Below are 18,938 nucleotides of genomic sequence, written 5' to 3' on the forward strand. Positions count from 1 at the left end.
GCGAAAAAAAATTGGCGACGATGCAGCGACAAAGACAGCTTTTTTGGCTCTTTTTCCTGCTATCAACCTTTTTATTGAGATCCATAGTTTTCGCTGCAATTTCCCCTCAAGATGAATTTTTGAATATCTACTTGTCTTTGCAGGAAGCCGAGCAGATGGAAAAAAAGGGGGAAATTGCTGGGGCTTTTCAAAAATATACTGAATGTTGTAAACGGCTTGAACTCTTGAAAAAGAACTATCCGGAATGGGAACCGGGTATTGTGAATTTCCGGATCAATTATTCCAAAGACAAGCTTAAAGTCCTTGCACCGAAGCTTGGTAAAACTCCCGATGATCTGCAAAAAGGAGTCATGACAGCCCTAGGTTCATCTCGAACTGAGCCTCCTACGTTGGAATCAAGCCATGACGTCATCAAAAGTCTCCTTTCAAAGCATAACAAGGGATCTAATTCTGACGAAGAAATAACCAAGTTGAAATACAGGATAAACCAGCTGGAATCCGAGCTTGCACAGACGAAAATGAAACTTGAAGAGGCTGTAACCGAGGCAAACATGCTTAGAAACAGACTTGCGGCAACACAAAAAGAACTGGCGATCTTTCGATCCTCAAACATCGAAAACAAAATTACCGCTGTCCTCCAGGAGAACAACTCTTTAAAAGCAAAACTTGCACAGGCTGAAGCAAAGATCCGGACTTTACAAGCTGGAAACAGTGAAGCGGGTATAGCTGCCCTACGCGATCAACTCAAAGGAGTTCAAGAACAACTGACCATCCTTGAAAGAGAAAACGAAGTTTTCAGAAATACAGCCAGTGCCCTTAAGTCACAACTGGAGAATGCTCAACAAAAACTTGCCGAGTCAGCCCGTGAATTGGCTACTGCACCCAATACCGAATCTTTAAGAAAAGAAAATGAGATCCTCAGGGGCATCATTAACAGGCAGCTTCAAGAACAAGCACGTCGGGACTCCGCGAAACGATTAGTTATTGAAGAACTCCAGAACCTTAAAATTGACTCCAAGTTCTTGCAGAAACAACTTGAATTTTTATCCTCCCCTGTCGTCAATCTCTCTCCTGAAGAAATAGCTTTACTTAAATCACCTTCCCAACCTAGGTTGAACGAAATACAGCAATCCAGTTTTGAAGCTCAGCTCACAAGACCACCTGAAGAACAACAACAACAATCCCTTGCTCAATCTAATGATGTCCCAAAAACAGAAACTAAGACTGAGACTACGGCCGACCACATTCAGGCAAATCCCGTGCTTCCTACTGAAAATGCCCAGCAAGTCGCTTATCATTTCCCTCATGAAGGAAGCGCAGCCTCCACCGATACCAAAACTCAAGCCGAAACTCCCAGTTCCCCTAACAACGAATCGGCCGCTGCCACTCTTCCCGCCGCTCTCCCTGAAGATGTCCAGAAACTTGTGGATGAAGCATCTACTCTTTTCTCTGGGCAGCACTACCAGGAAGCTGCAGAAAAATACCGTCAAATCTTGGAAAAATTTCCCAACAGCGTTACCGCTTGGGCTAATTTAGGGGTCATTTATTACCAACAGGGCCAGCTTAAAGAGGCTGAAAATGCTTTATTCCAAGCTCTGAAACTTAATCCTAACGATGCTTTTTCTCATTCTATATTGGGAATTGTTTACTACCAGGAGGGACTTTTTGATAACGCCGTCACTGAACTTACCCGGGCAATAGTTATTAATCCCAATGATCCTAAAACAAGAAATTATCTTGGGATTGCTTGTTCAAAAAAAGGATGGCAGGAAGCAGCTGAAAAAGAGTTGCGCAAAGCTTTAGAATTGGATCCTAACTATGGGGATGCTCACTTCAACCTTGCTGTTATCTATGCAACTCAGCGTCCTCCAGCCAAGGAACTCGCAAAAAGGCATTACCAGGATGCATTGAGTTTAGGTATACCCAAGGATCCAGGCTTGGAAAAATTTCTTGAATAATTTCCTCCTTTCCTTAATTTAAGCACTCAGAACTTCTTTTCTGTAGTTCACAAATTTTTTAAGGGATGATCGCATTTAAAAAAAATCCAAGCCCTAAATCCACACAAGAAGCAGGAATCCTTGAAAGAATATCTTGGTGTGCTTTTGATTTTTCCAACTCCGCCTTTAGTACCGTAATCGTTGATCTTGTTTTCAGCCTTTATTTTATAAGGATAATCTGTGCACACAGAACGGATGCTACCTTTTTATTAACTTTTACAACTTTTCTTAACCAACTGCTTGTTGGTCTTATTCTACCCCTAGTTGGAACTCTTTCTGATGTTACAGGAAAAAGAAAAGAGATTATTTCTTTTTTCTTTATCCTCTGCACCCTTAGTACCGCATACTTGGGAACTACCGTTGAAGGAGATATCTTGAAGGCTCTTATAACCTATGCCATCGCCCATATTACGTTTTCCTTTTCTGAAAGTCTCGTTGCAAGCTTTTTACCTGAAATCGCTCCCGAATCAATGTTGGGTAGGCTTTCAGGCTGGGCAAGATCTGCAGGTAACCTTGGAGCTTTTGTAAGTCTCATGGCTATTTATCCCATGCTTTCTGGAGGCTTTATCCAATCAAACATTGAGCGCATCCGGTTATGTTTCCCCTTGGTCGCAGCCTTGTATGGATTTGCTGGATTGCCTTTTTTCTTTAATACTCAACAACGAACTCCAGGTTCTCAAAAAGATTTCTCGGTAGCTCTAAAAAATTTTTATGCCCGTACTGCCCTTATGATCCCTTCCCTTTTAAAACAGAAATATGTGCTTCTATTTTTTTTGGCTTTTTTCCTCTATGGAAGCGGGGCAACGGTTATCATGGTTGTTATAGCCGTTTTTTCCCAAATGCAGCTAGGAATCAGCGGCGCTGAACAGATCTGGCTTTTTTTAACCCTTCAATTGGGCAGTGCTATAGGAGCATTCATTTTTGGATTTATCGAAGATACTTTCGGACCCAAAAGAACCCTCCAACTTAATATCGCCCTGTGGTTCATATGTGTAACCTTAACTCTTTTTTTGGAACAAAAGTGGCTTTTCTTCTTTGTCTCCTTTCTTATCGGGGCAGCCAATGGCTCTTTATATTCAGTCAGCAGGGCTTTAATGGGGCTCATCTCCCCTCCTGAACAAGTGGGAGAATATTTTGGTTTATGGGGATTGGTCGGCCGTTTTGCTTCAGGGATTGGGCCTCTTGTATTCGGTCTGCTTTTTGCTGTCAACAAGTCCTTTCAAACCCCTCTTTTTGCTCCTCTTGTATTTTTTGGATGTGGCTTAATTGTGCTATTTTTCCTTCCCAACCAGAAACCCCAGAAAATAGATCACAAAATCTCTACTTAGGATTACTTCCACAAATAAAGAAGGCTTATAGTAGGGGCAATATACAATTAGATTTAAACACAATAAAACGACTGATTTACAACTTGCTTATAAAAAAAATTAAGCCAAAGCTCGTTGGTGGGATACCCATTACAACTGTTAGCCTAGCAGCAAATCCAGGACGCAATGAATGATACTCAAAAGATCACTTTGAAGAATAATCTTTCTATCAGCATTAAAGAAAAATTATCCTGGGGCATTTTTGATCTGGGCAACGTATCCTTTACCATCGTTCTGGTTGATCTCGTTTTTAGTCTTTATTTTGTTCAGATCATTTGCGCGCGCCGGACCGATGGGACTTTTCTTTTAAGCCTAGCTGCTTTTTTCACACAAATCTTTGTGGCTCTTTTTTTGCCCTTTGTCGGGGCCCTGTCCGATATCATGACCAAAAGAAAGTTTTTACTCGGTTTTTTCTTTTCAGTTTGCATTATCGCTACAACTTTGTTGGGAACAACAAAAGAGGGAGATGTCTGGAAAAGCCTGCTTAGCTATTCAGTAGCAAATATCTCGTTTTCTTTTACCGAAAATATCTTTTCTACTTTTCTACCTGAATTGATCCCAATCAGCTTCATTGGTCGATTTTCAGGCTGGACCCGAGCTTTTGGAAACCTCGGTGGTCTTTTTAGCCTACTCATTGTTTATCCTCTTCTTTCCCCTGGCTTCACAGTCACCAATACCGAGCTGCTTCGACTCTGTTTTCCCATCGTTGCAGCTATTTACATGATGTGCGGGTTACCCCTTTTTTTTAATCTCGAACTGCAAAAAAAACCTAAAACCCACTTGAAATATAGCAAAGCCCTTTTAAAAATCTTTTCTGATCTTAAAGAAACTCTTCTTCTTCTATTTCATAACAAGGCTTTAATTCTTTATTTCGCAGGTTCTTTTCTTTTTTTCTCAGCGGCAACTATCCTTATGATTATACTGGCTGTTTATGCTCAGATGGAATACGGGATTACAGGAGCCCAACAGATCGGTGTTTTTCTTTTAATTCAGACAGGAGGCACTCTAGGTTCATTTATCTTTGGCTTAATCCAGGACAGGTGGGGATCTCGAAGAGCTCTACAAATAGATCTTTTGCTATGGATAATCTGTATCAGTAGTCTTGTTTTCGCTAATACAAAATCCTCTTTTTATGCTGCCTCCTTCCTTATTGGAATTGGTAACGGCTCCCTTCCCTCACTATCCCGAGCCGTCATGAGCCTTCTTTCAGATGAGGAAAAAATAGGAAAACATTTTGGTCTTTGGGGTCTTTCCTGCCGAATCGCTACAGGCATTGGTCCCTTGAGTTTTGGTTATCTGTTCATGATTACCCATTCTTTCAAAACCCCGATGCTTTTGCCCTTATTCTACTTTCTGGGAAGCCTCTTTTTTGTTTCATTCCTCCCTAAAATTAGAAGAGAATCAAGGCTATCTGATAGCGGTTGAATCTTTTTTCTAATTGCTTTCTCATTGCTTTTGCCAATTTGGCTTTTTCCGGTTATCTGGCAGTTAGTTTCAGGTCATTATTGTCATCGATCCTCAAATTATACTTGAGGAACTTGTTTAGATCACAACAGCTGGATTTAAAAAAAACTAAACATTTTTAATCAGCCATTTATGCCAAGCCTTTTCAATCCAAAAATAAAACACCGGAAGGACTACTAGATCCATCAGTGTTGAAGAAACTATGCCTCCAATGACCACTATCGCAAGTGGTTTTTGAACTTCCGCTCCTGGACCATGAGCAAAAGCCATGGGGACAAAACCTAGGATCGCCACAAGGGCCGTTGCCAAAACCGGTCTTAGCCGGATTAAAGCCCCTTCTTCTATCGCTTTTTCTAGATTATATCCTAAAGAACGCAACCGGTTAATCGCTCCCAACATAACCAACCCTTCCAATATGGCTACTCCTGAAACAGCGATAAACCCAATCCAGGCTGAAATACTAAAAGAAAGACCTGAAAAAAGCAGGGAAAATATTCCTCCTGTTATCGCCAAGGGAATGGAAAAAAATACGATTAAACAATGCCTGAAGTTTTTGAACAGAAAATAAAGCAAAAGAGCTATCGCCAACAAAGCCAAAGGAACAACCACTTTGAGTGTTTCTTTTGCTTCAATATAATTTTTATATTGGCCTCCGATTTCGTAATAATAACCTTGGGGAAAATGCAGCCGTTTCTTTATCTTTTCGGTAGCTTCCCTAACAAAACTTTCTAGATCCCTCCGTTCAAGGTCCACAAGCAAAGCGATACGACGTATCCCATTTTCTCTGGAAATCGACCGCAATCGCTCTTCGTACCGAGCAGAAGCCAGTTGAGATAAATAGAGAATACCCCCAGTTCCAGAGCGCACGGGTAAAGAGAGCAAAGCACCCAAATTTTTTCTCTCTTGATCAGGAAATCTAATCACAATATCATAGCGTCTGACTCCATCGATCATTTTCCCGACGATTTTTCCTCCCAAGGCTCCCGACACCGCTTCGTTAATCTCGGAAGATTGAACAATCTGTCCAGCCATCGCTGAGCGATCGGGAAGGACTTCAAGAGAAGGAGCAACCCCTGATGTTTCAAAAGCCAAACCGACAACTCCTCTCACATTTTCCAACAATTTCTTGATCTCCTCAGCCAATGAATAAATAGTGCTGTAATCCGATCCAAACACCTTGAAAGCCACGTCCGCTTTTACTCCTTGAAGCATATCATTAAACCTGTTTTCAATGGGTTGAGAAAAGATCATATCTTGTCCAGGAACCTTGAGTTTGATTTCCTCTTCAATCAGATCCTCTAGATCTTCCTTGGAAAGAGCTTTCCCATTGATTTTTCTCCACTGCGATTTGGGTTTCAGAAAAATATACAGTTCAGGTTCGTTAGGACTAGCGGGGTCAGTAGCAACATCAGCCATTCCAATCCGCGAATACACATAGCGAATTTCAGGAAAAGACTCCAGAAGTATCTCTTCGGTCTTTTTTTCCATAGCCACACTCGCCTCCAAGCTGATCGTGTTTTCCCTGAAGATATTGATATCGTAAGCTCCCTCGTCAAGCTTCGGAACAAAATCTGCACCCAATGAACCAAATTTCATAATGGCGATGAAAAAAAAGAGCAGGGCCGTAGAGCAAAAAAACCATCCATATTTGAGGGAAAACCGGATAAAAGGACGATAAATGCTTTGTAAAAAGTCCAGTAGCCTATTCTGCTTTCCCCTTAAAGCATGTTTACCCCCAAGTCCTATCGCAGCAAGGACAGGAACAAAAGTAAAACTAAAAATAAGGGAACCAAGGAGAGCAAAGATAACAGCTATAGCCATTGGCCTAAATGTCTTTCCTGCAACCCCACCTAAACTTAATATTGGAACATAAACAAAAGTAATAATTAATACCCCAATAAAAACCGAAGGTCCTACTTCTGAAGCCGTTTCTTTAACAACTTGTTCTTTTTCATTTCTGGAAAAGATTGAACAGCCCGTTTGAGCCTCTTTGTCAGATAACTTTCGAAGTATGTTCTCTACCATGATGACGACTCCATCGACAATCAGCCCAAAATCAATAGCCCCAAGGCTCATCAGGTTTCCCGAGATATGGAAAAGTTTCATCCCATAAAGTGCAAAAAGGAACGACAGTGGAATGGTAAAAGAAACAATCAAGGCTGCTTTAAAATCGGCAAGAATAAAAAAAAGGATCAAAGCAACGAGGGTTGCTCCTTCCAGGAGGTTTGAAAAAGCGGTGTGGATCACTTGATCGATAAATTCTGAGCGGTTATAAAGGACCTCTATTTTTATCCCATCAGCTAACCGGGATTGTATTTGCTGTATTTTTCTAAAAACTCTCTGAGAAACCGTCCTTCCATTTTCTCCACTTCGCATAAGAATAATCCCTAGAACCGTTTCTTTCCCATTTTTCAAGGCTGCTCCCACCCTTATTTTTGATCCGACTTGAACCTGCGCAACATCCTCAACAAGGACCGGTTTTACAGATCCTGGATATTTTATAGGTAGAATCTGTATCTGCCGAATATCTTCTACCCGACTCACCGCCCTGACCGTCATCTGCTCTCCCGCTTTCTTGATGTATCCACCCCCCACGTTTTCCACGTTCATGGCCACCACATCAGCCAATTCTTTCAAAGTCAACCCCAAGTTCATGAGTTTTTTAGGATCGGGCATCACGACTATCTCCTTGTCATATCCTCCAATGGTGTTCACCTCAGCCACGCCCGGAACCATCCGCAGCTGGGGAATAATCTGGTATTCCTGGATTAACTTGAGCTCCATGAGCTGCTCGTACCGAGTTGGAGGCTTATCTAAAGCATCTTCTTTCCAATCCAGGGAATAAACAAAAACTTCTCCCAAACCCGTACTCATCGGTGCTAATCTTGGAACAAGCCCAGCGGGTATTTTATCAAGAGCCGTCAGCAACCGTTCGCTAGTCAGTTGCCTGGCTCTATAAATATCAGTCCTGTCATTAAAAATAAGGGTAATCTGTGAAATCCCAAATTTGCTCACCGAACGCATTTCCTCTAAGCCGGGTATTCCTGAGCATTCTCTTTCCAAAGGAAAGGTGACGAGCTTTTCGATCTCTTCAGGGGCAAGATCTCGAACTGGAGTAATAACCTGGACTTGAACATTTGAAATATCTGGAACAGCGTCTATAGAAAGATGGGCTGCTGTATAAAGGCCTAAAACCAGATAGAAAAACAATCCGATGTTAACAATCAGCTTATTTGCTAACAAAGAAGAAATAAATTTTTCGAGCATCTTTATGAAGAAATCGAAAAGGGGTTTTTTACATTCCTTCTCGAAACCCAGTTTATCTTTAAGCAAAATAAGGCAAAGAGTAAAATAACAATACCAGCTCTTTGGCTTTCAGGATCAAAGCAAAGAATTTTTTAAACAGGAGTATAAAGAAAAGAGCCTTTTGGTCTGTTCTCAAAGCGAGGACAACTAAGTCGAGTAATTCTCAAAACCAAGACTTGCTTTTTACTTTAAAAAAATTTATCCTAAACTATTTGAGAAAGGGGAGGAGGATAGAAGATAAAAATTTTGGTAATCATAGAACCAGAAGCTCTAAATTGGTAAGCTTTTTGATTTTGTTTTTATCTTCTTATGAAAAATTCTAAAAACACAATCTCTCCTTTTTTCCAAGTCGCTAAGCTTTTTTTCTTCTTCTACATTTCCTGGTTTTTCCCCTGCGAACTTTTAACCGTTCGCAAAATGGGCAAACAATATGCCAATCCCAAGCGTTTTCTTTTTTCATTAGCTATCCTGTTAGTTTTAAGCTGGATCAATAAAAGCTCTCAAAACAAAGACATCGGCCTTGTTCTTTTATTCTGCGGACTTCTTACCCTTATCTATTTTTTTGAATCCCTTCGTCTCTATTACGAAGAAGAAAAGAAAAAGATTGCAAGAAATCCCCTATCTTGGGGAATTCCACTTCTGGGTATCCCTCGAAACGAATGGTTCTGGTATCTCTTTCAACCTTTAATGATCATTTTGCTCTCTTTTCTCTTTTCATTCTTTTCTCAAACCCTTTTCTTTTACTTTTTACTTTCGGCGATTTTTCTCTGGATCTTCCGATTTCTCTCTTTCCGATTCTATAAAGAAAAGGAAATACAACCCCCTTGGGATGATGATTTCTCCCCTCAAGAAGATCAAATAGTTAATAACAGTACCGAGATTATTGATCGTTCTCTAGGGAATGAGAATCAGCAGCAGACAAGGCTCAATCCTCAATTGATTTCCCTGGTCGTTATTGGCTCTTTGGCAATCTCCTCTTTCATTTTACATGAGAAACCTTTCTTCTCTTCGTTCATCTCTGGTAGCAGCTATTCGCTCTCCAAGGCGTTGGCCAAAGAAGAAGAACAGCTCTCCAGCTCCATGCCTTTTGGATGGACATTAAAGACTGCCCTCTCCAAGGAGGAATTTTTTTATACTGTTCCTCAACTTCTTGAGAAATACCAAAATCATCCCCATTCTTTCTTCCAACAACTCTGGTCTTACTGGAGAGAAGAAAAGGCTGAGGTCGTCTGCGGTCGGTTTACTCCCAAAAAGATTGAACCTTTATGGGCTCCATTCACAGGGGTCATGATCGCTTGGATCCCCGTAGAGGAAAATCAGAAAGAAAATCCCGACGTTGAGTTATGGACTTACATCGAAACACCATCCTCTCTCTACTCCAAACTGTCAAAATCCTTCTTAACTCGACCTTCTGTTGTCATAACTTTCGGTAAGGACCTTAAAGCCTATATATTTGATGTGACTCAGCTAAATGGTAAAACCCTATTCCATACGGTCATCCCCTTTCCTTTTACCCTTAATATTGCCGGCTGTTCAATTGTCCAGAATCCACAACCCTATTATGTCCAAAACGCATACCAATCTCAGGGACAAAAGATAAAGGAATTTATTATCAAAAGACAAAAAGAACTTTTGACCGAGCTTAAAACAACCCCTTTGACAAAAGAAAAACTTGAGGAAATTAAAAAAGAGGCCAATATCCTAAAAACAAAACTTGCTGAAATTGAAGGTAAAAAATAGGGTTGCCGATGAAAAAATTTGCCCTGCTTTTATTCCTTTTGTTGGCTTTAGGGTTAAATCTAGGAGCACAAACTTCGGAAACTGAAGAACTGGATAAAGCCATCGAACAAGCTCAAAAACAGTTAGAAAAACAACAAAGAGGAGGGAAAGAAGAACTCAACCAAGCAGCTATTAACAAAGCTCCTTCTTTAGAATATTCTCCTAAAAATGGGAAGCTTGTTTCAGCCCAAGATTTTTCCAGTTATATCAAAAAACACAAAACCAAAAATCTCTGGGTGTATGGGCATTTCAAAGTCGTTCAAATTAAAAAAAATAATCAACTTGTAGCTAAACCGATTGTGAAAGGATTTATTCCCTTGATCAATTCTCTGGCCTTACCTAAAGTCCGATTTGTCTTTTTAAACCCTCAAAATCTAAAGAACTCTAGCCATCTTTATCCCGGAGACAGCTTTTATGTTTCTCCCCGACATCCTGCCCTTGTTACTCGGGTTATTTATAAGAATAGAGAGGAAACTATAGCTAGAGCCCTTTTCAGCAACCAACCCATGAACCATCTGCTCAGTTCAAAAAATAAATAATTGATTGTCAACTCATTGATTGCAATCTGATAAGATCAAAAAATTGATTCTCTCTTAAAATATAGCGGGAAGAAGAAAAATTTATCTTTATCCAAAAGATTCAAACTTAATTTTTTTTCACAACTCGCACTTCCCCTCTTCTATTCCTATCTGATGGATCTAATCTAAGAAGAAATGGCGGTGTTTATTGGCTGAAATTCGAAAGACCTCTAAGAGAAATCCTGTGGATTGCGCTAATTGAACTTACCTCGTAGCTCGGTGTAACACTGCTCTGCATAAAGCCTGCAAAAAATGATTTATTTTGCAGAGGGAACGTGAAAAAAATCTTTTTCCATTAAGGAAACAATTGTTTGCGTACTTTGCTTGCTAATGCAATGACAAGCCGCTTCCCACCCTAAAGCCAAGTTTCGCGGGCAGAGCAGGCAGGCAAAACCCCTCTGGCGACAGGCAAGAATTCATTTTCCAAAGACCACTTTGTCCTTTTACCCGATTGCATGACTACACTGCTTTTCCATGTGGATAACAAAATATCATTTTGAGTGGTAGGTGGAACCATGATTTTTCAAATACTCTTTAATCCGCACAAAGTCCTCATTATTTTTTTCCCCTTTGTAGTATATCTCAATAAAATCAACCTTGAAAGTCGATGGATAAAAAGCATAAATGACTCGGATACCGCTTATTACGCCACTTCCTTTGAGTGCTTTGCAGGCGAATTTCTTAACTTTAAAGATCTTAATTTCATCGTTGCAAAAATCTGGTATGGGGAAAACGCTTCTGTTATCCATGTTCTTGAGATGGTAAAGCTCTATGGCGTTGCGCTTGACCGTTTCTAAATCTTCCTTAAGCGTTCCAAACTTCTTGAGGAGTCGTTTGAGATCTTTTTGAAAGACATTAGTTTCACTATATTCAATCTTCGTCGGTGTTGCCATATTCTCGAACTGATGTCTCGGGAGTTCGGTAGAACACCGACTCATAGTCAAGCCGTTTGCCATACTCTGCGCTTACCCATGGAACATCTTTATGTGATAATTCAGAAAGCTGCTTCGCAGTCAGATCAGAAAGTCGTTGTAGTTCCCAATCAATGTGCTCCTTCTCTCTTCCATTGAGGATGCTTAAATCCGGTTCAACCTCTGGATTGACAAGATATTTTGTCTGAGGGTACTTGTAAAATTTGCTTTTGATTTTTTCTACCTCGCCTTTTTTAATCATGTCTTCAATAAGCTTTTCAAACAAAAGAGGCGTTGGACCATGTTGGTTTTTAATATACACCAGACCCATTAGCTGATCTTCATATTTTTCGTAGTAGTCAAAATCCATGAAATAAAGCAGTTTATACAGAGCTGTCATGCCGATATTCGGCTTGCCGCCAACTTTTTTCAAAACATAAATTAAAATCTGCCGAAACTTGTCAACTTTTTCTTGAGGTACGCTAATACGAATTTCCTCTTTTGTTTCTTCCGCCTGTTTTTTCTTGCGATCAATTTCAACGATGGGTTTTGCTCCTTCTTTACCATGTAAAAAATTTTCCAAAGGAATATCAAAAACCTCCGAGAGCTTCTTTGCCTCAGTGATAGTTAAATCTCTCTCTCCCCGCTCAATCTGCATATAAGTCGTTCGAGAAATGCCAAGTATTGATGCCAAAAACTCCTGCGTCAGACTACGTTTTTTCCTTTGTTCTTGGATGAATTTAGCAAGCATGGCTATTTCCCTTTATGTTGAGCTTTTGTACCCTTCTTGCGGTTTTCTTGCCAATGAAGGGGTTGCAGATTTCTCAAATTATCACTTCCCCCTTTGTCCTTTGGATTCTTATGGTCGATTTCCCACCCATATTCACCATTTGTTCCATAAGAATCAAAACGAATTATATTTCCATAGTTATCTTTGCGCCATACCTTAGGATTTTTTCCGGGTATGGGTTTTGCTTTTTCCCAAACTTCTTCAATCATATTTTTCGAAACCATAATATAACTGTGCAGGATTTCTTGTCAATAAAAATGTCAGAAAATTATACACAGCTATTATAACATTTGATCCTCGCATCTCAGTGGATATTCGCGCAATATTCATTATACCATCAAACTCAAGCTGGTCTTTTTTCTTTAAGTCTTTGTGCGACATAACGAGATATTCCTGTTCAGGAGGTTGGCCATCAATACTCGATTTACTCGCAGCTTTGAGCGGCGCAGGCTTTAAAAATCACAATGAGTTTATTTGTCTCTTTTGATTAAAAGAATGATAATCGGTTCGACCCCTTGATCCGGTTCATAAAAGCCACCAACCAAGCTGAAAATATACCTTTGCAAGGGAATCCCGAGCAGTGTCAAGATTTCCTGAAAAAGATTGGTTTGAACCTCGCATTGCCGAGCGGACGCTCGACCTTAATGTCGAAATTCCTTTTAAAATCGCCATAAAATGGCGTGCCATGCGGTTTTGCCTTGAGATGCACTTACAATCTTCCGAAAGTAAAATTTGGCGGACAGGGCGGGATTCGAACCCGCGATGGGGTTTTAGCCCCATTCTCAATTTCGAGTTGAGTGCTTTAAACCTCTCAGCCACCTGTCCCTGATAGCTTCAAACCAACACTATATAATCATAAAAAAGAAAGAAAAAAGTTAATTTCATGCAACCATAGTTTATTGAAGCTGTTTTTCACATTCGCTGATAAGAGCAACGAACTCTTCAACACTTTTGACTCTAAGCAGGCGGTTTTTATTTTTTGATACAATTCTGGCAAGGGAACCTACCACGACGATATCGGTTGTACTAATTTTCTTAGGGGCACCGATTACGAAAATCAATTGGACCAGAGGAGCATTTTCCCTAAAGAATACTCCTGAGGGGAAAAAACCTACCGCTATGACAAGTTCCTTTACCAGTTCGCTTCGGATATGTGGGAAAGCAACCTCCTGTTCAAACCATGTTAAGCCCGCTTTCTCAGCTTCTATAACAGCATTCAAAAAAGGCTCAAAAGATTGAAGCTGGGGAGCATTCGAAAGGATCTGGACAACTTTTGTTATTGCTTCGAACCTGTCAGAAGCTGTTAGGTTAAGAAGGACTCGGTCCTGAGTCAAAATATCGGATAGGTTCATCGTTGTCTCTCCGTAAAAACCACAGAACATTCATGCCGGACAAATACCTCATTAGTCCTCGACAGCAGCACCGCTCCATCTTAGCTTTTTCCTTAATATTTCAAAAAAATCTCTCTCTTCAAGAAATCCCAGGACCACGCTTTCTGGTCTAGCTTCAACCTGAAGCCAATCCCCTGGATGAAGATCTCCATAAGCTATCCCATCATATTCAAGCCGCACCGGTCCTCCCCCCAAAGGGATAGAAAAGCGTAAAACCATCTCCTCGGCAAAGACCAAGCTCCTATTTGTCAGGGTATGGGGACAGATAGGATTTAGACTAAAAACCTTCGATTCAGGAACAACAATAGGCCCTCCAGTAGACAAGGCATAAGCAGTGGATCCGGTAGGTGTTGCAATAACAAGACCATCGGATTGATATTCGGTTACTAGGTTTCCTTGGGCAAAGACATCGATAGTAGTCATGTGGGAAAAAGATCCCCTGAAAAGCACAATATCATTGAGAGAACAAGGAATCTCAAAATCTTTTCCATAGGCACTGCCTATAGCTTTAAGAACCATTCGTGGACTTTTTCTAAAATGACCAGTTAAAATTTTGGGTAGCTCAGGAATAATTTCATCTCTGGAAACCGCTGTTAAAAATCCAAGACTGCCTGTATTTACCCCGAAAATAGGCACTTGCGATGGAAAAATTTCATGGGCTATGCGAATAATTGTTCCATCTCCACCTGCTGCCAGGATTAGATCCACTTCAGTAGAAATTTGGCTTAAGGAAACACCCTTTAGTCCTACCAGTCTTGCCGTAGAATCTTCAAGTGAAAAACAGACATTGTGTTTCTTAAAATATTCAAGAAGCTCTAGGAGAAGTTCAAGAGCACCTCTTTTCTCTTTATTGACAAAAAGGCCGACTCGTAAAGACATAGCTTTAGAAAGGAAGATTCTTCTTTCTTCTATATCCACAATAAGTCGTTCCCAGACATCCGCAATCTTTTTATCCTTTAAAAAAAAACCTGCTCTTGATTTTTTCTTTTGTTGTTCATCTCAAAAGAATCTTTTTCTTTTTCTACTCATCCGTAAAATTTTTTTCCAATGAAGAACGTGGATGTCCTTGCTATCGGGCATAGCTGTTATGACCTCTCCTTTTTCGTAGAGAACGACCCGCAAAGCGATGAAAAGACTACAGCCACAGACCTTATCCTTTGTGGAGGAGGACCTGCAGCAAACGCCGCGGTAGCGGTTAGCAGGCTTGGAGGCAAATCAGCGTTTTGCGGGTATGCAGGTTTAGATCCCTTAGGAGAAATGATTAGCAAGGAATTTAGAGATGAAGGAGTGGATACTTCCCTCTTGATAAGAAAAGAATATCCAACTCCGGTTGCCTGTTGCCTTGTTAAACCTAGCGGGCAAAGGGCCGTCGTCAATTATAGAAAAAAGACTCCATGCCTGGACCCTGGAGAGATCGACATTTTTGCTATAAGACCTAAGGTTATTCTTTTTGATGGGCATGAGCCAGCGGTTTCTTTGAAATTCCTAAACAGGGCTAAAGAAGAAGGCATTCCGACCGTGCTTGATGCTGGTTCATTGCATGAAGGCAGCTCGTTACTTGCTCCACAGGTCGATTACCTCGTCGCTTCAGAAAAGTTTATCCAACAACTCACAGCAGTAAAGGATCCAAAGGCAGCTTTTGAAAAATCATCAAAACTCTATTCCCATCTCGTCGTTACCCTTGGAGAAATGGGTCTGTTTTGGAGTCATGCAAACAAAAAGGGGATGATAAAAAGCTTGCCCATTAAACCTGTAGATACCAATGGTGCAGGAGATGTTTTCCATGGGGCTTTTTCCCTTGGCCTAGCCCATGGAATGGAGTGGAATAGCCTGCTTCTTTTTTCCACGGTTGCAGCCGGATTAAGCTGTACTCGCAAAGGTGCAAGAACCTCTTTTCCATCTAAAGAAGAAGTTGAAAATTGGTTAAAAAAAATTAAGCTTGAAGATTTTCTCCTTTTCCCCTTTTAGGAGCATCTACAAAAATAACAATCAAGGCTGTTGTCGTTGCCTTTTAAAAGCTTTTTTACCTCTAAATATTGCTACAATAGTTGAAATTGAAAATTTGCCCAAAACATGAACCATTCAAAAATAAGTTGAAATTAAGCTAAAACCAAAGAAAGACTTAAGTTCTTGCCGGAGATCTGAAAAGAGCGCAGCAAATCTTCAAAATAGAAGGGAATCAACAGGTAAAAATTTATACAATTTTTAAAAAAGCTGAAACTGCTCACAAAAACTTTTTAAAAATCTTAATGGCCCTAGTTAACACGACTCATCCGGCAACCATGACAAGAAAAACCTGCTCCAAAACTAAAAAGCAATATCTCTTTTTCTTTGAGTTGAAGTTCAATCCCTTTTTGAAAAGCGAACAAAACAGAAGGACTGCTCATATTACCGTAATCTCTTAGGACCTCAGCACTTTCTTCAAAGCGATTGGCAGGGAACCTCTTTTTGAGCTCAATAAGCACTTCTTTTCCCCCAGGATGAACAATAAGCTTCCGGCAATGGACCGAAGGATTATCCTCATACTTTTTATAAAGTTCAAAAACTGCTCCCGCAGCTAATACCGGAACAGTTCGATGAAGTTTATTACGCAGTTTTCCATAAGCATTCTCAAAGCGTAGCAGTTCTCTGTTTTTGGGAATATGAAGTGAAAAAAAATCCTTACTTTGCCATCCTAATCCTTCTTTTGATCCATGCCAAAGGGTAGCACAACATCCATCGGCAAAAATACACATACTAACCAAACAACCCGGATCATCATCAACATAAAAGGCAGTAGAGGAAAGCTCAACAGAAACTGCGGCAGCATAACAACTTGGATTTTCATTCAAAAAACTTTTTACGGCATGAAGTGTAGGCAAAGCCGCTCCACAGCCATGTCCAACGATATCTATAAGAAAACTGTCCGCCCGCATTCCTACTCTTTCAGCAATATGGCTAGAAAGTCCTGGACAGAGGTAACCTGTACAGGTACAAACAAAAAGGGCATCGAGATCAGAAGGCCTGAGTTCAGATCTTTCAAGAACTTCACAGAGTGTTTTAGCCGCTAATTTTGGAGCCAGTTCTTCAAATTTCTTGTTCAAGCTTTCTGCCGACATATCAAAGACCATTTCAATGGGATCGACTGCAAAATGTCTTTTGTCTATCCAACTGTCGCCTAGAAGAATTTTCTTTACCAGATCAACAGAAGATGCTTTCAGGGTACGTGCTACTCGAGAGCGACTAAAAATCTCCCAACATTCAGACTGCTTGTATCCCTGTTCTGGGACCAAGGAGAATATAGATTGTAGAAACATATTTTAGACTATTAAAAATATAGTGAAAAACTGCCTTATGGATGAGTTTTTTTTCCATCTTAGCTTATCCTTTTCTATCAAAAAACGAGAAATGATCCTTGGCTCGGGTGAGCTTGTAAAGGCTTTTGACAACACTGTTCTGAGTAAGAAAATGAAGAAGCAATTCTTGTTCATTCAGAAGTAGTGGATGTAAACAAAGACCAAGATAAACCCGCAAAGAAAATCGCTTTTTAAGTTTCTGATTAATGCTTTCTACCGCTTGAAGCCAACTGAGTTTTCCCAGAGCATAAAGTACAAGATCGTCTGCAGCTATGGCTGCTGATTCCATAGCCATCGCCATACCATTACCCATAAAAGGGGGGACGGTCACAAAACTATCTCCAATTTTGACAACTTGTTGGTTAGGTTGTAGAAATCCCAGAGAAAAAGAAGGAACAGCTGCAAAACTCTCCTCTAAAAACTGGCTTTTTTCAAAATAAAGGTAAGGTTTATTCAAGTTCAATACCCTAAGATAACCTGCGAACAGATCTTTTTTGGAAGTAGCTGAAACTTTGCATTTCTTAAAGAGCCCGCATAGATTTACTGTTTGGCTATCGATTTTGCAAAATCCCAGATAACCCTGAGTCGCTGCATACATCTCTAGATCGTGATCAAGTTTTACTCCTTGAAGATGGACTTTTAAGCCGATCCATTCACCCGCTTCCTTTTTTTTGCCGCAAGCAATCACCATCCCTTCTTTAAAAGAAGGAGAGCAGTAGGATCTCGTATAAAGGATCCCTCCACAATCCATAAAGCGGTAAGCCAGCAGGCTGTCCAGGTTTTCTCTCGGAGTAAGATAAACAGGAAAAGGAAATTTCAAGAAAAACTTTCTTTTATCTCCTATGGTAAAACTGGCTTCTTGAGCTTTGGGAAACTTTTCTAAAATATCTTCAATCCCTAGTTTCTGTATAACCCAGAAGGGAAGTCCAGAAAGAAACTCTCCGCAGACCTTTTTAAGGGGATAATCACAAGCTTCATAAACCCATACAGGGATATCAAACCTACGCAAGCAGATTCCCAGAGAAAGCCCTGCGATCCCTCCGCCTATGATAGTGATGGGTTTCACTTTACAATCGCTTCAAACCTATAAGCACCTAACCAAGTCATCTTTATTTGATAGGGCCAATCAACTCGATGAAGACCAAGAAAAACAGGAAGTTCATCACCATAAAATCCACTTTTAATGCTTAACAAGCCGTCATGAAAAGTAATCGGGTTAAGCCCTACTAACCGCAGCAAGGAGAGTTCAACCAAAGTTAACCCGCTACGCAAAGGCTCACAAAAAAAAAGAAACGAAGGCTTTATTTTGTTTATCCACTCTCCCAACCCCTCCAATTGAGAAGAGGAAAAATGATGAAGCACCATGTTCGCTAGAATGCCCTGAAAAGAAGAGGAATCGACAAAATCCTTGCATTTTATAAACTCAAAGAGATCCATCCTTATCCAATTCCAGTCTTTTGGCCAACCTTGCGGTCTTGGGATTCGATCCAATCCGGTTAAGTTCATCTTCTGCCTAAGGAGGCTATCTCGATAAAGAAATTGGCCTAAGGAACCATCTCCTGCCCCTATCTCCAGGAAAACTGCTGGCTTATCCAAAAAAGAAAGGCTATTTTTAACTTTCCTTTTAAACCAAAAGAAATTGCCCATTATAAAATTAATTTTCTTAAGGCCCCTTCTGCCCTTTATCGCTTCAACCGAGTCAGGGGGAAAAATGTCCAGGTACTCCATCTCTTCAAGCTTTCTTTCCATGGCTTGGTTTATCCCAACTCTTGGGGAAAAAAAAGATCCTTCTGCCCATTACCTTATCCAATGGCTTGCCCTTCGCAATAGGTTAATTCACAAAGCAGAAGATGGGTTCTAACCTCCTAAAAACTTCATTACAACCCGATCAAAAGGACAACTCGGTCTTAGCTGCAATCCATTCCCAGTCTACCCATTTAAGGGATTTGCCCTTTGGCAGTCCCCCCCCCGGGCTTTATTCTTGATACGGTTCCCAAAGCAATAGGACCAACCTAGTCCA

The 18,938-nt window shown here is 40.5% G+C and carries 15 protein-coding genes and 1 tRNA gene; 6 read left to right on the plus strand and 10 right to left on the minus strand.

Annotated elements, in window-relative coordinates:
- The first annotated feature begins 20 nt into the window (after positions 1 to 20).
- From IT6_RS04905 to IT6_RS04915, 3 genes are all read left to right on the plus strand, one after another.
- Positions 21 to 1,958, plus strand: a complete 1,938-nt coding sequence (locus tag IT6_RS04905) for a tetratricopeptide repeat protein (protein WP_242524355.1) — start codon at positions 21 to 23, stop codon at positions 1,956 to 1,958.
- Between the two features lie 65 nt (positions 1,959 to 2,023).
- Positions 2,024 to 3,325 (plus strand): MFS transporter, encoded by a 1,302-nt coding sequence (locus IT6_RS04910; protein WP_206828270.1) that lies wholly within the window; start codon positions 2,024 to 2,026, stop codon positions 3,323 to 3,325.
- Between the two features lie 165 nt (positions 3,326 to 3,490).
- The gene (locus tag IT6_RS04915; RefSeq protein WP_206828272.1) at positions 3,491 to 4,789 is read left to right on the plus strand and encodes an MFS transporter; all 1,299 of its coding nucleotides are present in this window, start codon (positions 3,491 to 3,493) and stop codon (positions 4,787 to 4,789) included.
- 147 nt (positions 4,790 to 4,936) lie between these two features.
- Here IT6_RS04915 and IT6_RS04920 read toward each other — a convergent pair whose 3' ends face one another.
- Positions 4,937 to 8,095, minus strand: coding sequence for an efflux RND transporter permease subunit (locus IT6_RS04920; RefSeq protein ID WP_206828274.1), 3,159 nt, complete (start codon positions 8,093 to 8,095; stop codon positions 4,937 to 4,939).
- 348 nt (positions 8,096 to 8,443) lie between these two features.
- Between IT6_RS04920 and IT6_RS04925 the strand changes: the two genes are divergently transcribed.
- Both IT6_RS04925 and IT6_RS04930 read left to right on the plus strand, forming a co-directional pair.
- Positions 8,444 to 9,874 carry a hypothetical protein gene (locus IT6_RS04925; protein WP_242524356.1) on the plus strand — a complete coding sequence of 477 codons (1,431 nt, stop codon included), beginning with the start codon at positions 8,444 to 8,446 and terminating at the stop codon, positions 9,872 to 9,874.
- Between the two features lie 8 nt (positions 9,875 to 9,882).
- Positions 9,883 to 10,452: a hypothetical protein gene (locus IT6_RS04930; protein ID WP_206828276.1), complete on the plus strand. Its 570-nt coding sequence runs from the start codon at positions 9,883 to 9,885 to the stop codon at positions 10,450 to 10,452.
- Between the two features lie 530 nt (positions 10,453 to 10,982).
- Here IT6_RS04930 and IT6_RS04935 read toward each other — a convergent pair.
- The 6 genes from IT6_RS04935 to IT6_RS04960 all read right to left on the minus strand — a co-directional run bounded on the left by IT6_RS04935 (position 10,983) and on the right by IT6_RS04960 (position 14,462).
- A complete protein-coding gene (locus tag IT6_RS04935; protein WP_206828278.1) occupies positions 10,983 to 11,384 on the minus strand; it encodes a hypothetical protein in 402 nt (133 codons plus the stop codon).
- Positions 11,362 to 12,153 carry a type II toxin-antitoxin system antitoxin SocA domain-containing protein gene (locus tag IT6_RS04940; RefSeq protein WP_206828279.1) on the minus strand — a complete coding sequence of 264 codons (792 nt, stop codon included), beginning with the start codon at positions 12,151 to 12,153 and terminating at the stop codon, positions 11,362 to 11,364. Before IT6_RS04940 ends, IT6_RS04935 begins: the two co-directional genes overlap by 23 nt.
- A 2-nt stretch (positions 12,154 to 12,155) precedes the next feature.
- Entirely contained in the window at positions 12,156 to 12,401 is a 246-nt protein-coding gene (locus IT6_RS04945) for an HNH endonuclease signature motif containing protein (protein WP_206828281.1), read from the minus strand.
- Between the two features lie 524 nt (positions 12,402 to 12,925).
- A tRNA-Ser gene (locus tag IT6_RS04950) sits at positions 12,926 to 13,017 on the minus strand.
- 71 nt (positions 13,018 to 13,088) lie between these two features.
- Positions 13,089 to 13,544 carry a PTS sugar transporter subunit IIA gene (locus IT6_RS04955; protein ID WP_134440311.1) on the minus strand — a complete coding sequence of 152 codons (456 nt, stop codon included), beginning with the start codon at positions 13,542 to 13,544 and terminating at the stop codon, positions 13,089 to 13,091.
- Positions 13,545 to 13,595: 51 nt separating this feature from the next.
- The gene (locus tag IT6_RS04960; protein WP_206828283.1) at positions 13,596 to 14,462 is read right to left on the minus strand and encodes an NAD(+)/NADH kinase; all 867 of its coding nucleotides are present in this window, start codon (positions 14,460 to 14,462) and stop codon (positions 13,596 to 13,598) included.
- Between the two features lie 168 nt (positions 14,463 to 14,630).
- On the opposite strand from IT6_RS04960, the gene IT6_RS04965 reads away from it, so the two are divergent.
- A complete protein-coding gene (locus IT6_RS04965; protein WP_206828285.1) occupies positions 14,631 to 15,551 on the plus strand; it encodes a carbohydrate kinase family protein in 921 nt (306 codons plus the stop codon).
- A gap of 287 nt (positions 15,552 to 15,838) precedes the next feature.
- On the opposite strand, the gene IT6_RS04970 is transcribed toward IT6_RS04965, so the two are convergent.
- The 3 genes from IT6_RS04970 to IT6_RS04980 all read right to left on the minus strand — a co-directional run bounded on the left by IT6_RS04970 (position 15,839) and on the right by IT6_RS04980 (position 18,667).
- A complete protein-coding gene (locus IT6_RS04970) occupies positions 15,839 to 16,879 on the minus strand; it encodes a type III polyketide synthase (RefSeq protein WP_206828287.1) in 1,041 nt (346 codons plus the stop codon).
- 64 nt (positions 16,880 to 16,943) lie between these two features.
- Positions 16,944 to 17,984 carry an NAD(P)/FAD-dependent oxidoreductase gene (locus IT6_RS04975; protein WP_206828289.1) on the minus strand — a complete coding sequence of 347 codons (1,041 nt, stop codon included), beginning with the start codon at positions 17,982 to 17,984 and terminating at the stop codon, positions 16,944 to 16,946.
- Entirely contained in the window at positions 17,981 to 18,667 is a 687-nt protein-coding gene (locus IT6_RS04980; protein ID WP_206828290.1) for a class I SAM-dependent methyltransferase, read from the minus strand. The genes IT6_RS04975 and IT6_RS04980 overlap by 4 nt, the downstream gene beginning before the upstream one ends.
- Positions 18,668 to 18,938 lie beyond the last annotated feature (271 nt).

It is taken from the genome of Methylacidiphilum caldifontis, assembly GCF_017310505.1.
In the GTDB taxonomy this organism is placed as follows: Bacteria; Verrucomicrobiota; Verrucomicrobiia; order Methylacidiphilales; family Methylacidiphilaceae; genus Methylacidiphilum; species Methylacidiphilum caldifontis.

Coding starts and splice junctions, on each gene's coding strand:
- IT6_RS04905 (WP_242524355.1), top strand. CDS start 21: ATGCAGCGACAAAGACAGCTTTTTTGGCTCTTTTTCCTGCTATCAACC.
- IT6_RS04910 (WP_206828270.1), top strand. CDS start 2,024: ATGATCGCATTTAAAAAAAATCCAAGCCCTAAATCCACACAAGAAGCA.
- IT6_RS04915 (WP_206828272.1), top strand. CDS start 3,491: ATGAATGATACTCAAAAGATCACTTTGAAGAATAATCTTTCTATCAGC.
- IT6_RS04920 (WP_206828274.1), bottom strand. CDS start 8,095: ATGCTCGAAAAATTTATTTCTTCTTTGTTAGCAAATAAGCTGATTGTT.
- IT6_RS04925 (WP_242524356.1), top strand. CDS start 8,444: ATGAAAAATTCTAAAAACACAATCTCTCCTTTTTTCCAAGTCGCTAAG.
- IT6_RS04930 (WP_206828276.1), top strand. CDS start 9,883: ATGAAAAAATTTGCCCTGCTTTTATTCCTTTTGTTGGCTTTAGGGTTA.
- IT6_RS04935 (WP_206828278.1), bottom strand. CDS start 11,384: ATGGCAACACCGACGAAGATTGAATATAGTGAAACTAATGTCTTTCAA.
- IT6_RS04940 (WP_206828279.1), bottom strand. CDS start 12,153: ATGCTTGCTAAATTCATCCAAGAACAAAGGAAAAAACGTAGTCTGACG.
- IT6_RS04945 (WP_206828281.1), bottom strand. CDS start 12,401: ATGATTGAAGAAGTTTGGGAAAAAGCAAAACCCATACCCGGAAAAAAT.
- IT6_RS04955 (WP_134440311.1), bottom strand. CDS start 13,544: ATGAACCTATCCGATATTTTGACTCAGGACCGAGTCCTTCTTAACCTA.
- IT6_RS04960 (WP_206828283.1), bottom strand. CDS start 14,462: ATGTCTTTACGAGTCGGCCTTTTTGTCAATAAAGAGAAAAGAGGTGCT.
- IT6_RS04965 (WP_206828285.1), top strand. CDS start 14,631: ATGAAGAACGTGGATGTCCTTGCTATCGGGCATAGCTGTTATGACCTC.
- IT6_RS04970 (WP_206828287.1), bottom strand. CDS start 16,879: ATGTTTCTACAATCTATATTCTCCTTGGTCCCAGAACAGGGATACAAG.
- IT6_RS04980 (WP_206828290.1), bottom strand. CDS start 18,667: ATGGAAAGAAAGCTTGAAGAGATGGAGTACCTGGACATTTTTCCCCCT.